20 protein-coding genes are annotated in these 19,078 nt (G+C 66.9%); 3 read left to right on the forward strand and 17 right to left on the reverse strand.

The window, feature by feature from the left end; translation table 11 throughout:
* Positions 1-73: 73 nt before the first annotated feature.
* On the forward strand, positions 74-988 hold the full coding sequence (locus HBF26_RS05640; RefSeq protein ID WP_167123934.1) for a VirK/YbjX family protein: 915 nt from the start codon (positions 74-76) through the stop codon (positions 986-988).
* On the opposite strand, the gene HBF26_RS05645 is transcribed toward HBF26_RS05640, so the two are convergent.
* The 6 genes from HBF26_RS05645 to HBF26_RS05670 form a co-directional block, all read right to left on the reverse strand.
* Positions 935-1,729 carry a glycosyltransferase gene (locus tag HBF26_RS05645; protein ID WP_167123936.1) on the reverse strand — a complete coding sequence of 265 codons (795 nt, stop codon included), beginning with the start codon at positions 1,727-1,729 and terminating at the stop codon, positions 935-937. The genes HBF26_RS05640 and HBF26_RS05645 overlap by 54 nt on opposite strands.
* The gene (locus HBF26_RS05650) at positions 1,719-3,002 is read right to left on the reverse strand and encodes an O-antigen ligase family protein (RefSeq protein ID WP_167123938.1); all 1,284 of its coding nucleotides are present in this window, start codon (positions 3,000-3,002) and stop codon (positions 1,719-1,721) included. Before HBF26_RS05650 ends, HBF26_RS05645 begins: the two co-directional genes overlap by 11 nt.
* Positions 2,999-4,138 (reverse strand): glycosyltransferase, encoded by a 1,140-nt coding sequence (locus tag HBF26_RS05655; RefSeq protein ID WP_167123940.1) that lies wholly within the window; start codon positions 4,136-4,138, stop codon positions 2,999-3,001. Before HBF26_RS05655 ends, HBF26_RS05650 begins: the two co-directional genes overlap by 4 nt.
* 61 nt (positions 4,139-4,199) lie before the next feature.
* Complete coding sequence (locus HBF26_RS05660; protein ID WP_167031395.1) at positions 4,200-4,406, reverse strand: zinc-finger domain-containing protein; 207 nt, start codon at positions 4,404-4,406, stop codon at positions 4,200-4,202.
* Positions 4,407-4,512: 106 nt separating this feature from the next.
* Positions 4,513-5,103, reverse strand: a complete 591-nt coding sequence (locus tag HBF26_RS05665; protein ID WP_167123942.1) for a YceI family protein — start codon at positions 5,101-5,103, stop codon at positions 4,513-4,515.
* A 67-nt stretch (positions 5,104-5,170) separates the two neighbouring features.
* On the reverse strand, positions 5,171-5,764 hold the full coding sequence (locus tag HBF26_RS05670; protein ID WP_167123944.1) for a malonic semialdehyde reductase: 594 nt from the start codon (positions 5,762-5,764) through the stop codon (positions 5,171-5,173).
* A gap of 97 nt (positions 5,765-5,861) precedes the next feature.
* Between HBF26_RS05670 and HBF26_RS05675 the strand changes: the two genes are divergently transcribed.
* Complete coding sequence (locus tag HBF26_RS05675; RefSeq protein WP_338039635.1) at positions 5,862-6,854, forward strand: mitochondrial fission ELM1 family protein; 993 nt, start codon at positions 5,862-5,864, stop codon at positions 6,852-6,854.
* A gap of 108 nt (positions 6,855-6,962) precedes the next feature.
* Here the strand turns inward: HBF26_RS05675 and recG are convergent, their stop codons facing one another.
* The 4 genes from recG to rpoZ all read right to left on the reverse strand — a co-directional run bounded on the left by recG (position 6,963) and on the right by rpoZ (position 12,267).
* Positions 6,963-9,080, reverse strand: a complete 2,118-nt coding sequence (recG, locus tag HBF26_RS05680) for an ATP-dependent DNA helicase RecG (protein WP_425482967.1) — start codon at positions 9,078-9,080, stop codon at positions 6,963-6,965.
* A 16-nt stretch (positions 9,081-9,096) separates the two neighbouring features.
* Complete coding sequence (locus tag HBF26_RS05685) at positions 9,097-9,480, reverse strand: RidA family protein (protein WP_072323732.1); 384 nt, start codon at positions 9,478-9,480, stop codon at positions 9,097-9,099.
* Positions 9,481-9,683: 203 nt separating this feature from the next.
* Positions 9,684-11,864 carry a RelA/SpoT family protein gene (locus HBF26_RS05690; RefSeq protein WP_167123946.1) on the reverse strand — a complete coding sequence of 727 codons (2,181 nt, stop codon included), beginning with the start codon at positions 11,862-11,864 and terminating at the stop codon, positions 9,684-9,686.
* A gap of 112 nt (positions 11,865-11,976) precedes the next feature.
* Positions 11,977-12,267 carry a DNA-directed RNA polymerase subunit omega gene (gene rpoZ, locus HBF26_RS05695; RefSeq protein ID WP_072323734.1) on the reverse strand — a complete coding sequence of 97 codons (291 nt, stop codon included), beginning with the start codon at positions 12,265-12,267 and terminating at the stop codon, positions 11,977-11,979.
* 175 nt (positions 12,268-12,442) lie between these two features.
* Here rpoZ and HBF26_RS05700 point away from each other — a divergent pair, with 175 nt between their 5' ends.
* Complete coding sequence (locus HBF26_RS05700) at positions 12,443-13,270, forward strand: MlaA family lipoprotein (protein ID WP_240151219.1); 828 nt, start codon at positions 12,443-12,445, stop codon at positions 13,268-13,270.
* Between the two features lie 164 nt (positions 13,271-13,434).
* Here HBF26_RS05700 and HBF26_RS05705 read toward each other — a convergent pair whose 3' ends face one another.
* The 7 genes from HBF26_RS05705 to HBF26_RS05735 form a co-directional block, all read right to left on the reverse strand.
* Positions 13,435-13,740, reverse strand: coding sequence for an STAS domain-containing protein (locus HBF26_RS05705; protein ID WP_167123948.1), 306 nt, complete (start codon positions 13,738-13,740; stop codon positions 13,435-13,437).
* The gene (locus HBF26_RS05710; protein ID WP_167123950.1) at positions 13,737-14,435 is read right to left on the reverse strand and encodes an MlaC/ttg2D family ABC transporter substrate-binding protein; all 699 of its coding nucleotides are present in this window, start codon (positions 14,433-14,435) and stop codon (positions 13,737-13,739) included. The genes HBF26_RS05705 and HBF26_RS05710 overlap by 4 nt, the downstream gene beginning before the upstream one ends.
* 21 nt (positions 14,436-14,456) lie before the next feature.
* The gene (gene mlaD / locus HBF26_RS05715; RefSeq protein WP_167123953.1) at positions 14,457-15,326 is read right to left on the reverse strand and encodes an outer membrane lipid asymmetry maintenance protein MlaD; all 870 of its coding nucleotides are present in this window, start codon (positions 15,324-15,326) and stop codon (positions 14,457-14,459) included.
* A 58-nt stretch (positions 15,327-15,384) separates the two neighbouring features.
* Positions 15,385-16,152 carry a lipid asymmetry maintenance ABC transporter permease subunit MlaE gene (gene mlaE, locus HBF26_RS05720; RefSeq protein WP_167123955.1) on the reverse strand — a complete coding sequence of 256 codons (768 nt, stop codon included), beginning with the start codon at positions 16,150-16,152 and terminating at the stop codon, positions 15,385-15,387.
* The gene (locus HBF26_RS05725) at positions 16,149-16,961 is read right to left on the reverse strand and encodes an ABC transporter ATP-binding protein (protein WP_167123957.1); all 813 of its coding nucleotides are present in this window, start codon (positions 16,959-16,961) and stop codon (positions 16,149-16,151) included. Before HBF26_RS05725 ends, mlaE begins: the two co-directional genes overlap by 4 nt.
* A complete protein-coding gene (gene gmk / locus HBF26_RS05730) occupies positions 16,958-17,575 on the reverse strand; it encodes a guanylate kinase (RefSeq protein ID WP_167123959.1) in 618 nt (205 codons plus the stop codon). The genes HBF26_RS05725 and gmk overlap by 4 nt, the downstream gene beginning before the upstream one ends.
* Before the next feature lie 137 nt (positions 17,576-17,712).
* Entirely contained in the window at positions 17,713-19,041 is a 1,329-nt protein-coding gene (locus HBF26_RS05735) for an amidohydrolase family protein (RefSeq protein WP_240151220.1), read from the reverse strand.
* Positions 19,042-19,078 lie beyond the last annotated feature (37 nt).

Consider the following 19,078-nt stretch of genomic DNA (forward strand, 5'->3'; position numbering starts at 1 on the left):
CTGGCATCATGAAAGCCTCGGGAAAAAAGACGTGCGTAGAACGTGCGTCGTCAACACGAAACGGATCTTCCCCATGCAATCGATCTTTCGCTTCGCACGATCGCTGAGCGGTCGCGCCGGCTGGCACAGCTCACGCACGCACGGCATCGGCGCCGCGTTCACGTACTTCGGCCGCTGCCTCGCCAACTGGCGTCAGCACGATGCCTGGCTGGCTTTTCTGGAATCCGCGCCCATGGCGGGTATCGCATCCATCGACCGCGTGTTGCCCGAGCGCTACCAGCACCGCTACATCAGCCTGTCGTGGAGCCGACAGCAGCGGCTCGATGCCCTGCGTCAGCACTATGCCTTCGCGCTGGCGCGCTTTCCGCGCCCGCTATTCCACACGCTTTATCGCGAACGGCAGGTGTTGCTCGGCAAGGTGGCCCTGCGCGACGGCGGGTATCTTTCGCTCATCCTGAAGGCACCGTTCCGGCGCAGTCGCGAGGGCGAAATGAGCCTTTCGCTCACCGACGAAAACGGCCTGCAGATCTCTTATACGACCGTGGCCTTCGTCGACGAGGGCCGCACGATCGTCATCGGCTGCCTGCAGGGCGCCGCCAACAATGCGGGACGCGACGTCGTGCGGGAACTCACCCGCCAGTGCCACGGCTTGCGGCCGAAAAATCTCCTGCTGTCGATGGTCCGCGCACTCGCCGAGGCGTTCGAGGTCGAACGCGTGCTCGGCATAGGCAATGACGCCCATGTCTTCGCCGGCATCCCCAACAAGGTGAAGGCCGATTACGACAGCTTCTGGATGGAGGCCGGCGCCGTGCCGGCCGAGCATGGCTTTTACGAGCTCCCGCCGCGCGAGCCGACGCGTTGCGCGTCGGAAGTCGAAAGCAAGCGCCGGGCAGAGTTCCGTCGCCGCGAAGCGTTGCGCGCCGAAGCGTGCGAATCAATCCTGGCCGCTTTCGGTTTCGAACGGAGGCCGGTTGCTCTCGCTGCCTGAACGGCGCAACTCGTACAGCTTGGCGTACTTCAGGAACGCGTAGAACGCGTGCACACGCGCGGCGACGAATCCCGCCCATCCACCGCGCCAGTGGCCGCGCCAGAAGTAATAGCGAAGGAACGCCACGGTGGGGTAAACGACCATGCGCGCGCGGAGGAATCGTGGCGCCCGCCCGTGGCGGTCGCGCACCTGCAGCGACGAATACCGGTTGGCCTTCTCCACCCGCCCCTCGATATCGCGCTCGCCGTAATGATCGATCACGGCGTCCAGACGCTGCACCGGCCCATCGACAACCACGCTCTCATGCACCTCGTGGCCGCTCATGCGGGCACGGGTCCGGTCGAACAGGCGCACGTAGTGATTGAGGCGCGCGCGGTCGGGCTGCCAGCGCCAGAAGACCCACTCCCGACGGAGCAGCACGTAGCCGGCAGCCTGTGGTGCCTGCAGCACGGCCCGAATGCGTGCCGCCGCCGCCGGGGTCAGCGCCTCGTCGGAATCGAGCAGGAGCACCCAACGATGCCTGGCGAGATCGATCGCGGCCTGCTTCTGTGCGCTGTAGCCGGCGAACGGCTGCACTTCCACGCGCGCGCCCAGGCGCGCCGCGATATCCCGCGTGGCATCCCGCGAGCCGGAGTCGAGAACCACCACGTCGTCCGCGAAAGCGACCGAGCCAAGGCAGGTGCCGATCGTGTCGGCGTTGTCGAAGGTGGTGACGACCACCGACAGCGGTTCACGCTCCACGGTGTGCCTCGCTGTCGTCGGGCAAATCCGCGAAGAGGGCCGCCGCCCAGACGGAGAGCAGCCAGGCGGCCAGCAACCCCCACCAGGCCGAATAGAAGGCCATATGGGTGTTCACTGGGAACAGGATCGCCACCAGCGCGACCGTTGCCGGGAAGGCGCGATCGCGTGCGGCCCGCCCCGCCCGGCGCCACGTGCGTATGGCGAAGACGGCAGCGGCGAGCCACGCGAGCAGGCCGATCGTGCCGGTTTCCGTGGCAACCTCCAGCACGACCTGATGCGCATGGCAGGCACCCTCGCCTTCCCCGCACTTCTCCATCGTGAGGAAGTGATCGCCAGGCGACGCCACCGACGGATACGCGACCCGGAAACCGCGGACGCCCACGCCATTGACCGGATGCGCCGCATACATGCGAAGTGCGGTGGTCCAGATATCGAGCCGCCCCGTCAGCGCGGTGTCGATGCCGGTCGTGGTGCCCGACAGTGCCGGCACGGTATGCGCCACCCGGTCGCGGAAGCGGGGCGACACCTGCCACGCCAGCAAGGCCGCCACCGCGACCAGGAGGCCGGCGCCGAGGCAGGCTACCGCGAAGCGCCGGGGCGAGCCGGCTTCGCGCCAGAGGAACGCGATGCCGACCAGTGCATAGCAGAGCCAGGAGGCCCGCGAGCCGGACAACAGCACCGGGCCGAGCGCCATCAGGAAGGCCAGCACGAGCCCCCGGCGTCCCCAGCGTTCGCGGGCAGTCCACAGGAGGAATGGCGCGAGCGCCGACAGCGCAGGGCCCAGCTTCAGGTTCGTGGCCCCGAAAATACCCGAGAGACGTTCCGGATCGGACGCGCCGGCGAGGCCGTAGCCTGTCAGGGCCTGCACCCAGGCGTCGGCAACCCACAGGGCCACCACCGCCGCGGTGGCAACGTAGAGCGCACGAACCTTGCCGGATCTGCGCATCGCGAAACAGGTGTACACACCGAGCGGCGCGAAGCGAAGGATGCCCGCCACCGTTCCCCACGACTTCCCCGGCGCGACGGCACCCACCGCGGAGACGAGGGCCGCCCCGGCATAGGCGGCGAAAAGCCACAGATAGAGCGTCGCGCCCGGGTGATGACGCAGGGCCCGCGGCTCGCGCACGAGGAGCAGAACGGAGCCCACCAGCGCGAGGAAGACACCGAGCTCGGCGCTGCGGCCGAACGGCAACAGGGCGGGAACCAGCCAGACGGGCAACAACGGCGAGGCGAGGCCCGCCCGGATCGTGGCGACGAGGCCGCGCCCGCTCACGCGGCGGGCTTGCCGTTCACCACCTCGTCGTAGAGCGCCAGCGTGGCCGACTGCATGTCGGCAAGCCGATAGCTGCGAGGGGGCGGGATGGGCGGGGCGAACCGAAGGAGTTCCGCCGCGCGCTCCACCAGTTTCTCGCGGTCGCCGAGCGGTACCCGGCCCGCAGGGTAGAGCTCGGCCAGCAGTTCGCCCACGCCGCCATGCGCATAGCCCATGACCGGACGGCAAAGCGCCAGCGCCTCGACCACGGTGCGGCCGAACGATTCGGGCCGTGTCGACAGCTGCAACACGAGCGCCGACATGGCGTAGATGTCGCGAACGTCGCCACGTTGCGGCGAAATCACCACCTTGCCTTCGAGTCCGCGCTGGCGCACCAGCGCGCGCAGTTCCTCGATATAGGCTTCCCGGCCGGGCTCGTCCGCGCCCAGCAGGAGCAGGCGTGCGTCGATGTCGCGCTGGGCCAGGTCGGCGATGAGTTCGATGGCGTCGGCATGGCCCTTCAGGCGCGTGCCGCGGCCCGGAAGGGTGAGGAGCGGCGCGCCGGCCAGCTGTGGATACTGCTCGAAGAAGGCACGCTGCCAGGCGTCGTCCGGGCGATAACCGTAGGGGAAAGCTTCGGTGTCGATGCCGCGGGGAATGACTTCGATGCGGGCGGTGTCGACCTGGTCGGGGTAGTGGCGCAGCACGTAGTCGCGCAATGTCTGGGAAACCACGATGACCCGTTCCCCGCGCATGAGGATGGCGCTGTAGCGCCCCGGGGTATTCAGGCCATGCACGGTGGTGACGAAGTGCGGCCGCGGTTTCACGCCACGCATGGCCCACCAGCCGATCCACGCCGGCAGCCTCGACCGGGCGTGTACGATGTCCGGCTGCACTTCGCGCAGTACCTTGCGCAGCTTCCCCACCGTGAACAGCGTGCCCAGGGACTTCTTGCCGATGGGAAGCGCGATGTGGCGGCTGCCCTCGGCTTCCAGCTGCGCCACCATGGGCCCGCCCGCCGAGACCACGATCGACCGATGGCCGGCCTGAACCAGCGCCCGGCCGATTTCGAGGGTCGACCGCTCGGCGCCGCCCGAATTCAGGGCGGGGATCAGCTGCACGACGGTCATCGTCCGATGCTCGGAGACGGTGGCCATGGGTGGGTCCGGTAAGAGGGAGGTACGCGAGGCATGCAGGAAACATGCCCCGGGGGGCCGATCAGTCTTTCAGTACGTAGGTGGCGCCGCAATAGGAACACTTGGACGTGCCGCCATCGTCCTCGATGGGGAGGTACACGCGCGGGTGCGAGTTCCACAGGTACATGCCGGGCATCGGGCAGGACAGCGGCAGGTCGGCGCGAGTGACTTCGTAGCGGTTTTCGGCGTTCGCCGGGATCAGCGGCGCGGCCGCGGGATTGGGGCGCATGGGGAAACTCCGGGCGATGCGGTCGAACAGGGAGCAGCGATGGTAGCAAAAAAGAAAACCCGCGCCGTCGCCGGCGCGGGTTCCAGGGTCGTTCCGTAGCGAACGATTACTTCTTTTCGGCCGAAGCGTCGTGGGCCTCGGTGGTGATGCGGACCTTGATCTCGTCCGACACGTTGGGCACGTACGCGCCAACGCCGAAATCGGAACGCTTGAGGGTGGTGGTGGCGTCGAAACCGACCGTCTGCACCTTCATCATCGGATGCGGACCGATCTTGTTCAGGGTCACGTCGAGCGTCACCGGTTTGGTCACGCCGTGCACGGTGAGGTCGCCCACCACCTTCAGCTTGCCCTTGCCCGCCGGGGTCACCTTGGTGCTCTTGAAGGTCACATTCGGGTACTTGGCGGCATCGAGGAAGTCCGCGGACTTCAGGTGCTCGTCGAGCTTCGGCACGAACGAGTCGAGCCCGGACAGCGGAAGCGTCGCTTCCACGGTGGCCTTGGACGGGTCCTTCTCGTCGTACACGAGCGTGCCGTCCACCTGGCCCAGGTTGGCCGTGGGGTTGGAGAAGCCGAAGTGGTTCCAGCTGAACAGCACCATCGTGTGGCCAGGATCGAGCTTATAGGTGACCGGCGCGGCAACGGCGGTACCGGCGGTGGCGACAAGGCCGGCAAGGACGAGGTAGCGAAGGGCGCGCATGATGAATCTCCTGCAGTGAGTGGTTGCGGGTGGTGGCGGGACCTCGCGGTCACCGCGGAAGAAAGGGTCAGAGGATCTGGGCGGCTTCGTCGAACGACAGGCGCGGCGAACGCGCGAACAGGTTGGTGCCTGCGTCACCGTACCCGATGTTCACCAGGAAGTTCGATTTGATCTGCGTTCCCGCGAAGAACTCCGCGTCCACGCCGGCCTGGTCGAAACCGGACATCGGGCCGCAGTCGAGACCCAGCGAGCGCGCGGCCATGATCAGGTACGCGCCCTGCAGGGAACCGTTGCGGTTGGCGGTGGATTCGATCAGCGCGTTGTTGCCGGCGAACCAGCTGCGCGCGTCGGCATGCGGAAACAGCTTCGGCAGGTGCTCGTAGAAGGCAAAGTCCGTGGCAACGATGGCCGTGACAGGCGCCTGCATCGTCTTCTCGCGGTTGCCCTCCGAGAGGTAGGGCTCGAGCCGCTTCTTGCCGTCCTGCGACTTCACGAACACCACGCGCATCGGCGACGAGTTGGCCGCGGTGGGCCCGAACTTCGCCAGGTCGTAGATCCGGCGGATCTGCTCGTCGGTCACGTCCTTCGGCAGCCAGGCGTTGTAGGTGCGCGCGGTGAGGAACAGCTGGTCGAGCGAGGCGTCGTTCAGGGGGGAAGTCATGGATATCCTTGTACAGTGACGGTGCGCCGGAGGACCGGCATCGAAACAGTGTAAGCGCCACGACGCGGTTCGTGGACGGGCAACCAGGGAACGAACTGTGCCGAAATCGACAACAATCGGTCCGATCGGTGAGTTGCCGCCCGACTCCTGTTGGGTGCTGACCGACGGTGCGGCGGGCAACCGGCGCCAGGCGCTCGCGCTGGCGGAGGCCCTCACGCCGTCGATCCGGGAGATCGTGGTTGGCCTGCGTCCGCCGTGGTCGTGGTTCGCGCCGCGGGCGTTGCCGGGGGCGCGGTTTGCCCTTGGGCGCGACCAGGAGACCCTGCTGCCGCCCTGGCCAAAGCTGGCCATCGGTTGCGGGCGCCAGGCCGCATGGGCCACGCGGCACATTCGCCGCTGGTCGGGCGGCGCCTGCCTCGCCGTGCAGATCCTGGATCCGCGCATCGATCCGAAACACTGGGACCTTGTCGTCGCGCCGCGGCACGACGGCCTGCGCGGCGACAATGTGCTCACTCCCCTGGGCTCACTGAATCCCATCGACGATGCCTGGCTGGCCGACGGGCGCGATGCGTTCGCACACTTCGCCCTGTTCCCGGAACCGCGGCTCGGCGTGCTGGTCGGCGGCGCGCGGCATGGCTCGGCGTTCGACGTCCAGGCAAGCGAGGCCTTCCTTGCCGCCGTCCGGGCCCGGCATGCCAGGGAGGGCGGCTCGGTGCTCGTCGCCGTTTCCCGGCGCACGCCGGCGGCGATCCTGCCGCGCATCCGTGAGGCCTTCGCCGGGGTGCCCGGCGTCGTCTGGACCGGAAGCGCCGACGGCCCCAATCCCTATCCCGGCATCCTTGGCTGGGCCGACCGCCTGGTCGTCACGCCCGACTCGGTGAACATGCTGTCGGAGGCCTGCGCCACGGGGCGCCCGGTGCTCACCAAGCCGACCCGGCCCCTACCCGAGAAGCTGGCGCGTTTCCACGCGGAGTTGCGAGCCGCGGGGCTGTTGCACGACGTCGACGCGGACACGCCGGAGGCCCAACCGCCGCTACGGGAAACCGCGACGATCGCCGCGGAAGTCCGCAAACACCTGGGGCTTCCGTAGCCTTGTGGGAGCCGGCTGTGCCGGCGATCCCGCGGCAGCGGGCAAAGTTCACTGCGAGCACCCATCGCCGCTGAAGCGGCTCCCACAGAAAACGCCTCGGCGATTTCCTCAAGCGTCCACGTAGCGGGCGGCGTCGCCGACCCAGCGGGCGATCAGGCGCTCGCAGCGGTCCGGGTGGTCTTTCATCATCGCTTCGGCCACGCGCTGCACGTCCGGCATCAGGTGGGCATCGCGTGCGAGGTCGGCGATGCGGAACTGCAATTGCCCCGTCTGGCGCGTGCCCAGGACTTCACCCGGGCCACGCAACTCCAGATCCTTCTCAGCGATGCGAAAGCCGTCGTTCGTTTCCCGCATCACCTGCAGTCGTTCCTTCGCCAGCCGGGACAGCGGCGTCTGGTACAGCAGCACGCAGTTGGAGGCGACGGAACCGCGGCCCACGCGTCCGCGCAACTGGTGCAGCTGGGCAAGACCGAGCCGCTCGCTGTTCTCGATCACCATGAGGCTGGCATTGGGCACGTCCACACCGACTTCGATCACCGTGGTGGCGACCAGGACCGCAAGTTCGCCGGCTTTGAACGCGTCCATGATCGCCTGCTTTTCCTTCGGCTTCATGCGCCCGTGGATCAGTCCCACGGAAAGATCGGGCAGCGCCGCGGTGAGTTCCGCATGCGCCACTTCGGCGGCCTGCGCGTCGAGCTGTTCCGACTCCTCGATGAGGGTGCAAACCCAATACACTTGGCGACCCTGCATACAGGCGGCATGGATGCGCTCCATGACGTCGTAGCGGCGTTCGTTCGAGAGCGCCACCGTCTGCACCGGCGTGCGGCCCGGCGGCAGTTCGTCGATGGACGATACGTCGAGGTCGGCGTAGGCGCTCATCGCCAGCGTGCGCGGAATGGGCGTGGCGGTGAGCACGAGCTGGTGCGGAATGAGATCGCCCTCGGCACCCTTGTCGCGCAGGGCGAGGCGCTGGTGCACCCCGAAGCGATGCTGCTCGTCCACGATCACGAGACCCAGCCGCTGGAAAGCGACGCCTTCCTGCATGAGCGCATGCGTGCCCACGACGACGTGCGCCGTACCTTCCGACGCATGGGCGAGCGCGTTCTTGCGCGCCCTGCCCTGCACCTTGCCCGCCAGCCATTCGACCGTCAGACCCAACGGCTCGAGCCACGCGCGGAAATTGCGCAGGTGCTGCTCCGCCAGGAGTTCGGTCGGTGCCATGAGCGCCACCTGGTAACCTGCTTCCACCGCGGCGACCGCCGCCAGCGCGGCCACCACCGTCTTGCCGCTGCCCACGTCGCCCTGCACCAGGCGAAGCATGGGATGAGGACGCGCAAGGTCGCGCGCCACCTCCTTCGATACGCGCGATTGCGCGCCGGTCAGGGGAAACGGCAGGCTTGCCAGCAGGCGCTCGCGCAATGTGCCTGCACTTTTCAGCGCCGGCGCTTTCCGTTTCTTCACGGCGGCGCGCATGCGCCGCAGCGTGAGGTGCTGGGTAAGCAGTTCCTCGAACGCCAGGCGCTTCTGCGCGGGGTGGTGTCCTTCGCCCAATTGCCGCAGATCCACGTCCGGAGGCGGGCGATGCACGTACAGCAAGGCATCGCGCAGCGACGTCATGCCCGAAGGAAGCGGAAGATCGCCCGGAATCAGTTCGAGCCGGTCGTCCGCGGGCAGGTGCGCAAGCGCACGGGATACCACACCGGCGAGGCGCCGGGGCCCGAGACCCTCCGTCGTCGGATAGACGGGCGTGAGCCTTTCGTCCACTACCACGGGCTCATCGGGATCGATGCGTTGGTATTGCGGGTGCACCATTTCCAGGCCCTGCGGGCCCTGCCGCACTTCGCCGAAGCAAAGAAGGCGAGTGCCCTTGCCGAGCTGGTCGACCTGCGACTTGCGGAAGTGGAAGAACCGCAGCAGCAGGACACCGCCGGATTCGTCGCCGATGATCACTTTCAACTGCGGACGAAAACGGAAACCGCGCTCCACGAAGTCGACGATGCCCTCGACCTGGGCGCGATCTCCCGGCCGCAGGTCGGCAAGCGGCATGACGCGGGTACGGTCCTCGTAACGCAACGGCAGGTGGAACCAGAGATCCTGCACGGTGCGCAGCCCCAGCCTGCCGAGGGTTTCGGCGAGGGCCGGGCCCACGCCACCCAGGGACGTCAGCGGCGCGCGGCCCTGGTCCGCCGAAACGGCGGATGTCGGCGTGGAGCGAGCGGCGGCCACGGGGATCGCTGTCGCCTCAGGGCAGCACGAGGATGGCGTCGACCTCGACCTGCGCGCCCTTCGGAAGGCCCGATACCTCGATGGTGGAACGCGCCGGATAGGGCTGCTGGAAATACTCGGCCATGACGGCGTTCACCGCGGCGAAGTTACCGAGGTCGGTCACGTAGATACCCACGCGCACGATGTCCGAGAGTTTGCCGCCCGCGGCTTCGGCCACAGCCACCAGGTTGTCGAACACGCGGCGGGTCTGCGCCGTGATGTCGCCCTCGACAAGATTGCCGGTGGCGGGATCGAGCGGAATCTGCCCCGAGAAGTACACGGTGTTGCCGGCGCGAACGGCCTGTGAGTAAGGGCCGATGGCGGATGGTGCCTTGTCGGTGGCGATGGTGCTGCGGGTCATGGTTTGTCCTCGATGGGCTATCCCATGAGTCTATCGAGGTTGTGCGGCCTGTTGTAGGAGCCCTCGCCCAAGTCGAGTAGAGCTCGCCTGCAAACTTGGGTGCCCCTGCACGCATTGTGTGGGAGCCGCTTCAGCGGCGATGAATGCTCGCCCTGGCCTGGCCCGCTGCCGCGGGATCGCCGGCACAGCCGGCTCCCACAGTGTTACAACGGATGACGATAGACGCCGCTGACCACGCCGGTGCGCCGCACTCGCCGCATGACGTCGGCAAGGTGTTTGCGGCCCTTCACCTCGATGGCGAACAGCAGCGTGGCAGCCGTGCTGTCGCGCTCGATGTACTCCACGTTCTCGATGTTCGATCCGGCATCGGCGATGGCGGCGGCGACGGTCGCCAGCACGCCCGGACGGTTGAGCACCTCGATGCGGAGTTCGGCGCGGTAATCGCCCGACACGTCGCGGTCCCATTCGATGGCGACGATGCGCTCCGGCGTCTTGCGGAACTCGGCCACGTTCGGACATTCCACGCGGTGCACCACGATGCCCTTGCCCGAAGAAAGGAAGCCGATGATCTCGTCGCCCGGCAGCGGGTGGCAGCAATTGCCGAAGCTGAGCACGCCACGCTCGGCGCCGCTGATGCGGATCTTCTCCGCCGAATGCTCCGCCGGTGCCGGCGTCCGTTCCTCGTGCGGACCGAGCAGCGCCACCAGCTGCGCCGCCACCTGGTCGGCGAAACGGTTGCCGAGCGCGATCTCGGAGAGCAGTTCCTCCAGCCGTTTCAGCTTGGACTCCTCGAGGAAACGGTCGAGGGCGGCGGCGGGAACGGCATCGAGGCTCAGGCCGCGCGCGTCGAGCGCGCGATCGAGCATGCGATGGCCGAAATCCACGGCGTCCTCGTGTTGCAGGTGCTTGAGGTACTGGCGAATGGCCGTACGTGCCTTGCCCGTGACAACGGCCTCGAGCCACGCCGGATTCGGCACCGCGGAAGGCGCCGTGATGATTTCCACCTGCTGCCCGGACACGAGCCGCGTGCGCAATGGCACCAGCTTCTTGTCGACGCGCGCCGCCACGGCGTGGTCGCCGACGTCGGTATGCACCGCGTAAGCGAAATCGAGCGCGGTGGCATTGCGCGGCAACGAGAAGATGTCGCCGCGCGGGGTGAACAGGTAGACCTCGTCGGGGAAGAGATCGATCTTTACGTTCTCGAGGAATTCCGAGGCGGACGGCGTGTTCGCCTGGCTGTCGGCGAGCGCCGAGAGCCATTCGCGCGCGCGCGCCTGCGCGCTGTTCGCGGGGCCGGAATCGCTCTTGTAGGCCCAGTGCGCGGCGACGCCGCGTTCCGCCACCGACTCCATCTCCGCCGTGCGGATCTGGATCTCGATAGGTGCGCCGAACGGACCCAGCAGCACGGTGTGCAGCGACTGGTAGCCGTTGCCCTTGGGAATGGCGATGAAATCCTTGAAACGGCCGTCCACCGGCTTGTAGAGACCGTGCACGGCACCAAGCGCCATGTAGCAGTGCATGGCCGAATCGGTGATGACGCGGAAGCCGTAGACGTCCATCAGCTGCGCGAACGACTTGTGCTCGTTGCGCATCTTCGAATAGATGCTCCACGCGGACTTGATGCGGCTGACGGCACGGCCGGGAATTTTCTCCGCGGCAAGACGGCCCTCCAGGGCCATCTCGATCTTCGCCATGGCCTCGCGCCGGTTGCCGAGGGCCGCGCGGATGCGCTCGCCGATGATCCGGTGACGGTCGGGATAGAGGGCCTTGAAGCCGAGGTCCTGCAACTCGGCCTTGAACTTGTTCATGCCCAGGCGCTGCGCGATGGGGGCGTAGATTTCCAGCGTCTCGCGCGCAATGCGCCGGCGTGACGGGGCGTCCTTCGCACCCAGCGTGCGCATGTTGTGCAGGCGGTCGGAGAGCTTGATGAGGATGACGCGCAGGTCGCGCGCCATCGCCAGCAGCATCTTGCGGAAGCTCTCGGCGTCCGCTTCGGCGCGACTGGAGAAACGCATCTTGTCCAGCTTGGTGACACCGTCGACCAGTTCGGCCACGGTTTCGCCGAACGCGCCGGCGAGTTCCTCGCGGCTCAGCTGGGTGTCTTCGAGCGTGTCGTGCAGGATGGCCGCGATGATGGTTTCGGCATCGAGGCCAAGGTCGGCAAGCACATGGGCCACCGCCACCGGATGCGTGATGTAAGGCTCGCCGGACTTGCGCGTTTGCCCTTCGTGCGCCGCGGCGCCCACGAGGTAGGCGCGGCGGATGCGCATCACCTGATCGTGCGGCAGGTACGCGCCCACGCGTTCTTCCAGCGCCTGCACATAAGGAGGCACCGGTTGGTCATCGACCACGTCGGTCAATTTTTTCGCAGGAATGACGTTCATGGGAGAACCTTCCGTCTTCAGTCGACGGGGCCTCCCGTGCGCGGCCTCAGGAGCCGCGCGTCAGCGAGCGCAGGATGCTGATGAATGCAGGGCCGACAGCGACCCGGCGTCATCAGTCATCTCCACCCTTCGAGAGGTCGTCGTCCACTTCCGTGGCGGCCCACTCGAGGGCTTCGCGCTCGGCACGCTCACGCGCGGCGCGGTCGATCTCGTCGATCATCTCGTCATTGACGCGGCGATCGGCGATTTCACGCAACGCGAGCACGGTCGGCTTGTCGTTGCTTGGATCGAGGGTCGGCTCCGCGCCCTTGGAGAGCTGGCGGGCGCGCTTCGTCGCCATGAGCACGAGCTCGAAGCGGTTGTCGACTACCTCGAGGCAGTCTTCGACGGTAATACGGGCCATTTCAAATCCTTGACATCAAAGACACTTCTGACTGTGCAGTGTACCGGCCCCAGCCGTTGGCTGGCAATCGGGGGAGGGGTATGATGCGCGGTTCTGACCAGGACGGACGGCAGTGGTGCAAATAATAATACCGCGCGGTACAATAAAGAACCGCCCCACCCCCAAAGCCGCTTCAATGCACCCCAAAATCCTGTCCCGGATGGTACGCAACGCCCTCGGCGTCCTGCTCGTTGCCCTCCTGGCGGCCTGCCACGTGGCGCCGCCTCGCACCGACGACCCGAACGAGAAGTTCAACCGCAAGGTCTACGCGTTCAACGACAAGCTGGACAAGGCCGTGATCCGCCCTGTGGCCGTCGGCTACCGGAAGGTCACCAACCCGCCTGTCCGCACGGCCATCAGCGATTTCTACACGAACATCCGCCTGCCGATCACCGTGGCCAACGACCTGCTCCAGGCCCGGCCGAAGCAGGCCCTGCAGTCCACCAGCCGGTTCGTGGTCAACCTCACCATCGGCTTCCTTGGCTTCAAGGACCCGGCAAGCCTGCTGGGCCTGCCGCTGGAAGAGAACGATTTCGGCGTTACCCTGGCCCGCTGGGGTGTGCCCGAGGGCGACTTCCTGATGCTGCCCTTCGTCGGGCCCACGACCGTGCGCGACGTCTGGCGCCTCCCCGTCGACAGCTACTTCTTCGACCCGATCAGCTATTACTCGCGCAACCACGACTTCAAGTACGGCCAGCAGTACGTACCGCAGGTGCTCTACCTCGTGACGCTGCGCTCGCGCGGCATCGACGCCGAGAGCTTCCTCGCGTCGGCCTACGACCCGTACGTGTTCATGCGCGACGCCTACCGCCAGCAGCGGCTCTACAAGAACTACTACGGCAACCCGCCGCCGGAAGCCATCGAGCAGATGCAGGGCCTGAACGACAACCAGGATTTCGACCCCGACAAGCTGCTGGAAGAACAGCACAACTGGGAACGGAAGAACGGCGAACAGCCGGATTGAAGCCAGGAAAGGCCGAGATCAAAAAAGGGCGCCCTCCGAGGAGTGGCGCCCTTTTTTAATGCTACATGCTCCCCTGTGGGAGCCGCTTCAGCGGCGATACGTACCTGCGGGAGTGCCCGCTACCGCGGGATCGCCGGCATAGCCGGCTCCCACAAAAGCAGGCGTCAGGCCGTGCCGAGCAGGGATTCGACGCCGGACACGCGAGCAAGCGCCAGCAGGCCGGCAGGAGCGCGCGTCACCGCGATGGCCCTGCCCTTGCCGCGTGCATGGGCCAGGAGGGCCAGCACCGTGGCGAGCCCTGCGCTGTCGGCCTGGCTCACGCCGGAAAGGTCGAGGGACGCCTGCGTGCCGCGGTCCAGTTCGGCGCGTGCCGTGTCGAGCACATCGGCCGCAGTGGCAAACGTGAGGGCGCCGGATACCGCAAGGGTATCCGGCGCCGGATGGCTCAACTGGAAGTTGGAAGGCTTCACTGCCCGGCGCCACCGCGCTGTCCGGCGCTGCCGCCGCCGTCCTGCTTCAGCTGATCGATGGCGGCCGAACCCTTCTGCTCCAGATCGACGATGAGTTGATCGAGGCCTTCCTTCTTGATCTCGGCATCGACCTGGTTGCGGTAGTTCGTGATGTACGAGATGCCCTCGATGATCACGTCGTACGCCTTCCAGTCGCCGCTCTTGGACTGACGGAACGCGTAGTCCACGGAAACCGACTTGCCGTCGTCGAGCATCACCTGCGTGCGGACCACGGTGCGCTTCTTGTTGAGGTCGCCGTTGAACGGCAGCACCTTCACACGGCCGCGCGTGTAGTTGAGCAGGCCTTCCGCATAGCGGTGGGTGATCGAGTTGTAGAACGCCTTGGCGAAGCGCTCTCGCTGTTCGGGCGAGGCCTTGGCGGCGTTCTGGCCCAGGACGAGGATCGACGCGTAGTCGATGTCGAAGTGCGGCAGGAAGGTGTCATCGATGACGGCGATGAGCTTTTCCTTGTCGTTCTTCAGCTCGGCCTGGTGCCCTTCGATCGCCTTGGCCAGGTCGTCGGAAATGGTGGTGACGATCTGCTGCGGGGACTGGTTGGCGGCCGTGGCGGCCGGAGCGGCGTCCTGGGCGACGGCGGGCAAGGCCGCGGCCGCGGTGACGGCGAGGGCAATGGCTAGGGAAAGCTGACGCAACATGGGGTGTCTCCTGGGCCGGCCTTACTTCTTGCCGGCGTTGTCTGTAGCGGCGCCCTGGGCGCCGGGCTTGTTCTCGCTCGGCGATCCGTTCACCAGGAACTTGCCGATCAGGTCTTCCAGTTGGAGCGCGGACTGGGTAAGCACGAAGCTGTCGCCGTCCGCCAGGTATTCCGGCGACCCGCCGGGCTGGATCGCAACATACTGGCTGCCGATCAAACCGCTTGTGAACACCGCGGCCGAGGAGTCATCAGGTATCTGGGAGTAGCGCTTGTCGATCGCAAGGGTGACCGTCGCTTCCACCGCGCCGGGCTTGACCACCACCGATTCCACGCTGCCGATGGGCACGCCGGCCATCTTGACCGCGGCGCCCGGCTGGAGGCCGCCGATGTTGGTGAAGCTGCCGGTCACGTGGAAGGTGCCGCCCAGGTGGTCCGGCGCGCTTCCGCCGCCGAAGAACTTGCCGAGCATCTCTTCCAGCTGCTGGGCAGGACGGGTCAGGCCGATTTCGCCCCCCTCCTTCACCGGCGTCTTCGACTGCCCGAACTGGATGCCCACGTACTGGTCGCCCAACAGGCCGCTGGTGTAGATCGTGGCCACGGAATCCTGGGGGATGTCCTTGTGGCTCTCGTCGATGGCGAGGGTGACTTTCGCCTCCTCCTTGCCCGGCACCAGGTCGATCGCCTGCACGGAACCGACGCGCACGCCGGCGACCTTCACCGGCGCGCGAACCTTCAGCTGCCCGACGTTGGCGAAGCGCGTGTCGATGGTGTACGTGTCGCCACGGCTGGTGTTCGCCACCGAGGTGGTCTGGGTGGCGAGGTACGCCAGGGCGGCGAAGCCGAGCACGATGAACAGGCCGGTGCCGACGGCATAGGAACGTCTCTGGGTCACGGCACGATCCTCGGATGGGCGATGGGGGAATGGGTGGTCATGGCGGGTCTCCGGGACCTCAGATCAGGAACGAGGTGAGGACGAAGTCCAGCGCCAGGATGGCGATGGACGAAGCGACCACCGTGCGCGTCGTCGCATAGGCGACGCCTTCGCTGGTGGGCGGTGTGGTGTAGCCCTGGAACACCGCGATCAGGGAGACCACGATGCCGAAGGCGAAGGATTTGAGCAGCACGCCGTTGACGATGTCCTTGTGGATATCGACGGTGGCGGTCATGTTCGACCAGAAGGTGCCGTTGTCGATGCCGAGCCACGTGACGCCGACAAGATGGCCACCGAACACACCCATGGCGCAGAACACCAGGCCGAGCAAGGGCAACGCCACGACACCCGCAAGGAATCGCGGCGCGGCCACGTAGGCGATGGGATCGACGGCCATCATTTCCATGGCGTCGAGCTGGTCGGTGGCACGCATGAGGCCGATCTCGGCGGTAACGGACGTGCCCGCGCGGCCCGCGAACAGCAGCGCCGTGACGACCGGACCGAGCTCGCGGTAGATGGCGATGGCCACGACGGTGCCGGTGGCCGAGGTGCCACCGAAGATGGACAGCACGTCGTAGAGCTGCAGGCCCAGCACCATGCCCACGAACAGGCCGCAGGTCATCACGATGGTGAGGCTCATGGCGCCCACGAACCAGATCTGCCGCACCGTCTCGCGGCCGTGCCGGAAGCTGCGCGGGATGGCCGCGAGGATGGTGATCAGGAACAGCCCGCAGGCGCCGATCTGCGCCAGGCTGCGAACGACGACGTTGTCGTTCCTGCTGCTCATGCCTTGCCTCCGGGAAAACCGAGCGCGCTGGCGTAATCGCCGGCGGGATACTGGAAGGGCACGGGGCCGTCGGCCTCGCCCCCGAAGAACTGCGCCGTCCACGGCGAACCGTCGTTGGCCAGCGTGGCGGGATCGCCCTGCGCCACGACCTTTCCGTTCGCGATGAGGTAGACGTGGTCGGCCACCTTCTGCACGGCCGCCAGTTCGTGCGCCACCAGCACGCTGGTGATGCCAAGGGTCTCGTTCAACGTGCGGATCAGCAGCAGTACCTGGTTCAGCGCGATGGGGTCGAGGCCCACGAAAGGTTCGTCGTACAGGATGAGCGCGGGATCGAAGACGATGGCCCGTGCCAATGCCACGCGCCGCGCCATGCCGCCGGACAACTCGGTGGGCATGAGCCTCGCCGCGCCGCGCAGCCCCACGGCCTGCAACTTGTTGAGCACGATGTTGCGGATCAGTTCCTCCGGCAGCTTCGTATGCTGACGCAGGGGAAAGGCCACGTTCTCGAACACGTCGAAGTCGGTGAGCAGCGCGGAGTTCTGGAAGAGGTAGCCGATCCGCTCGCGCAATTCGAACAATTTTTCGCGCGACAGCTCCGGCACATTCAGGCCGTCCAGTTCCACGCTGCCGGCATCGCCGCGCATCTGCCCGGTGATGTGCTTCAGCAGGGTGGTCTTGCCGGTGCCGCTGGGGCCCATGATGGCCGTGACCTTGCCCCGCGGGATATCGAGATCCAGGCTGTCGAAGATGGTCTTGCCGTTAAGGACCGTGGTGAGTCCGCGTATGCGGACGATGGCGTCGTCGGTCATGGGGCGATCAGCTCCTCGATCAGCGATTCGTGCCGGCGCGCCGCCAGCGGCGTGCGTTGACGCACCGCGCGCACGATGGACCGGAGGTCGCCCAGGGCGTCCTCGAAGCGGTCGTTCACGATGATGTAGTCGAACTCGTGCGCGTGGGCGATTTCCTCGCGCGAATTGAACAGCCGGCGCTCGATCACCTCCGGGCTGTCGGAGGCGCGGCCGCGCAGACGGCGCTCCAGTTCCACCCGCGACGGCGGCAGGATGAACACGCTGACGCAGTCGGGCTTGCCGCTGCGCACCTGGCGCGCCCCCTGCCAGTCGATTTCGAGCAGTACGTCGCGGCCCGAGGCAAGGGTACCCTCGACGACCGTGCGCGAGGTGCCGTACAGATTGCCGTGGACTTCGGCATGCTCCAGGAAGATGCCGTCGGCGATCTCGCGCTCGAAATCCGGTCGCTCGACGAAGAAGTAGTGCCGGCCGTACTCCTCGCCCACGCGCGGCGGGCGGGTGGTATGGGAGATCGAGAGCGAGATGTCCGGCTCGCACTCGAGCAACGCGTTGACCAACGTGGATTTCCCCGCACCGGAAGGCGCAGCCACCACGAACAGGGTGCCTTCGATCATCCGCGGTCGACTCGCTGGGGGTACATGGCTCGCTCCGATGGCACCGGCGTACCGAACGGTCGGTATCGGCACGCATCCTGTTGTGTAAAAGGGGATTGTACCGGGTTTCCGCCCTTGGTCGGCGAGAGGGTCGGCACCTAGGGCGCTTCGCAAGCCCCGCCCGGTCGCTTGTACACCACCCCACCTTTCATGACGAAGACCACGCGCGCCAGCGTGCCGATGTCTTTAGTAGGGTCGCCAGGGACCGCGATGATGTCGGCATCCAGGCCGTTGCGCAGCTGGCCGATGCGGTCCTGCTGCCGCAGCACCTTCGCATCGACCGCGGTGGCGGCGAGCAACGCCTGCGCCGGCCGCATGCCGTCGCGCACCATCCATTCCAGTTCCTTGTAGTTGCTGCCGTGTGCGAACACGCCCACGTCGCTCCCGTTACCTATGGTCACCCCTGCCTCCAGCGCCCGCTTGAACGCCTGGGCCGAGGCCCGCATCGACTCGGTCGGCGGCTGGCCCGGCTTCCATCCACCGAAATATTCCGCGTAGGCGGCGCTCGCTTCCAGTGTCGGCATGTAGGCCACGCCGTGTTTCTTCATGAGCGCAAAAACTTCCGGCGTGCCGCCGTAGCCGTGCTCGACGGTATCCACGCCCGCGAGCACCGAACGGCGCATGCCTTCCGCTGTACTCGCATGCACCGCCACCGGCAGCCCCAGTGAATGGGCCATCTCGACCCCGGCCCGCAACTCGTCCTCGGTGAACGTGGGCGCGGAGCCCTTGCTCTTGCCGCAATGGTAGTCGGCGTAGATCTTGATCCAGTCGGCACCGTGCGCCGCCTGGTCGCGCACGGCGTCGATCATCTGCGCCGTGCCGCTGACGGGAATGCCACCCTGGGGCAGGTCGAGGTCGTCGCGAAAACCGAGCGGACCAGGCCCGTAGCAGTGCGCCGCGACCGTGGCTCGCGTGGCGACGAAGAGATGCGGGCCTGGGATCAGGCCCTTCTCGATGGCCTGCTGCACATCCACGTCCGCGTACCCCGCGCCCTCGGTGCCGAGGTCGCGCAATGCCGTGAAGCCGCCCATCAAGGTGTCGCGCGCGTGCTTCACGGCCTCGACCGTGCGGAAGGCCAGCGTTTCCTTCAGCACCTGGTCGTCCCACAGGGTTTCGTTGTACGGGTGCAGGAAGATGTGCGAATGGGCGTCGATGAGGCCGGGCAGCAGTGTCGTACCGGGTAGTTCTATCGTCTGCGCCTCCGGAGGAACGGGTACCTTGGCCGCGGGACCGACGTCGGCAATCTTGTCGCCCCGCACGAGCACCACCCACCCGTCATGCGCCTGCTCGTCGCGCGCATCGAAGACACGATCCGCCTTGAGCAGCACCACCGTGCCGGTCGCGGGTGCATCGGCTGCAGCGGTGACCCATGTCAGCAGCGACAGGGCCAGCACGCCCCACAGTTTCACGCATCGGATCATTGCCATTCTCCCTTCGAATCCTTCAAGCGATTGGAAACCTTCG

The organism is Luteibacter jiangsuensis, assembly GCF_011742555.1.
In the GTDB taxonomy this organism is placed as follows: Bacteria; Pseudomonadota; Gammaproteobacteria; order Xanthomonadales; family Rhodanobacteraceae; genus Luteibacter; species Luteibacter jiangsuensis.

Excerpts from the sequence above, each read along its gene's own strand:
- HBF26_RS05640 (WP_167123934.1), top strand. The coding sequence starts at position 74 with ATGCAATCGATCTTTCGCTTCGCACGATCGCTGAGCGGTCGCGCCGGC.
- HBF26_RS05655 (WP_167123940.1), bottom strand. The coding sequence starts at position 4,138 with ATGGCCACCGTCTCCGAGCATCGGACGATGACCGTCGTGCAGCTGATC.
- HBF26_RS05660 (WP_167031395.1), bottom strand. The coding sequence starts at position 4,406 with ATGCGCCCCAATCCCGCGGCCGCGCCGCTGATCCCGGCGAACGCCGAA.
- HBF26_RS05665 (WP_167123942.1), bottom strand. The coding sequence starts at position 5,103 with ATGCGCGCCCTTCGCTACCTCGTCCTTGCCGGCCTTGTCGCCACCGCC.
- HBF26_RS05670 (WP_167123944.1), bottom strand. The coding sequence starts at position 5,764 with ATGACTTCCCCCCTGAACGACGCCTCGCTCGACCAGCTGTTCCTCACC.
- HBF26_RS05685 (WP_072323732.1), bottom strand. The coding sequence starts at position 9,480 with ATGACCCGCAGCACCATCGCCACCGACAAGGCACCATCCGCCATCGGC.
- HBF26_RS05690 (WP_167123946.1), bottom strand. The coding sequence starts at position 11,864 with ATGAACGTCATTCCTGCGAAAAAATTGACCGACGTGGTCGATGACCAA.
- rpoZ (WP_072323734.1), bottom strand. The coding sequence starts at position 12,267 with ATGGCCCGTATTACCGTCGAAGACTGCCTCGAGGTAGTCGACAACCGC.
- HBF26_RS05700 (WP_240151219.1), top strand. The coding sequence starts at position 12,443 with ATGCACCCCAAAATCCTGTCCCGGATGGTACGCAACGCCCTCGGCGTC.
- HBF26_RS05710 (WP_167123950.1), bottom strand. The coding sequence starts at position 14,435 with ATGTTGCGTCAGCTTTCCCTAGCCATTGCCCTCGCCGTCACCGCGGCC.
- mlaE (WP_167123955.1), bottom strand. The coding sequence starts at position 16,152 with ATGAGCAGCAGGAACGACAACGTCGTCGTTCGCAGCCTGGCGCAGATC.
- HBF26_RS05725 (WP_167123957.1), bottom strand. The coding sequence starts at position 16,961 with ATGACCGACGACGCCATCGTCCGCATACGCGGACTCACCACGGTCCTT.
- gmk (WP_167123959.1), bottom strand. The coding sequence starts at position 17,575 with ATGATCGAAGGCACCCTGTTCGTGGTGGCTGCGCCTTCCGGTGCGGGG.
- HBF26_RS05735 (WP_240151220.1), bottom strand. The coding sequence starts at position 19,041 with ATGGCAATGATCCGATGCGTGAAACTGTGGGGCGTGCTGGCCCTGTCG.